We start from the raw sequence: 1,017 nt of genomic DNA on the forward strand, positions 1-1,017 counted from the left end.
CGGAGTTGGTACTTCTCCGAGTCCAGGTACTCTTCGCTCCCCGTCCGCAGCGGGGTGTTCTCGCACAGCTCGTAGCCGGAGTACACCCCCCACGTCGGCGACAGGGTCGCCGCCAGCACCGCCCGCACCTGGAACGCCGGCCGCCCGCCGCGCTGCAGGTACTCGTGCAGGATGTCGGGGGTGTTCACGAAGAAGTTCGGCCGCATGTACGCGGCCGCCTCTCCCGACAGCTCGGTCAGGTACTCCGTCAGCTCCTGCTTGGAGGTACGCCAGGTGAAGTAGGTGTACGACTGCTGGAAGCCGATCGCGGCCAGGGTGTGCATCATCGCCGGCCGGGTGAACGCCTCCGCCAGGAAGATCACGTCCGGGTCGGTGCGGTTGATGTCCGCGATCACCCGCTCCCAGAACACGACCGGCTTGGTGTGCGGGTTGTCCACGCGGAAGATCCGCACCCCGTGGCCGATCCAGAACCTGAGCACCCGCAGCGTCTCCGCGACCAGGCCGGGCATGTCGGCGTCGAAGGCGAGGGGGTAGATGTCCTGGTACTTCTTCGGCGGGTTCTCCGCGTAGGCGATGGTGCCGTCGGGGTGGTGGTGGAACCACTCCGGATGTTTCTGTACCCAGGGGTGGTCCGGGGAGCACTGCAGGGCGAAGTCGAGGGCGATCTCCAGGCCCAGCCCGCGCGCCCGGGCGACGAAGGCGTTGAAGTCGTCGAGCGTGCCCAGCGCGGGGTGGATCGCGTCGTGGCCGCCCTCGGGGGAGCCGATCGCCCAGGGCACCCCGACGTCGTCCGGGCCGGGGGAGAGGCTGTTGTTGCGGCCCTTGCGGAAGGTGGTGCCGATGGGGTGGACAGGCGGCAGGTAGACCACGTCGAAGCCCATCGCGGCGATCGCGGGCAGCCGGCGCGCGGCGGTACGGAACGTGCCGTGCGGGCGCTCGGGGGTGCCCTCGGAACGCGGGAAGAACTCGTACCAGGAGCCGTACAACGCCCGCTCCCGCTCCACCAGCAGCGGCAAC

The 1,017-nt window shown here is 69.5% G+C and carries 1 pseudogene; it reads right to left on the bottom strand.

Going from position 1 to position 1,017, the window contains the following annotated elements:
* Positions 1–1,017 (bottom strand): annotated as a pseudogene (locus ACWD3C_RS48770) (alpha-1,4-glucan--maltose-1-phosphate maltosyltransferase); the annotation flags it as partial.

The sequence above is a fragment of the Streptomyces sp. NPDC002845 genome (assembly GCF_053591955.1).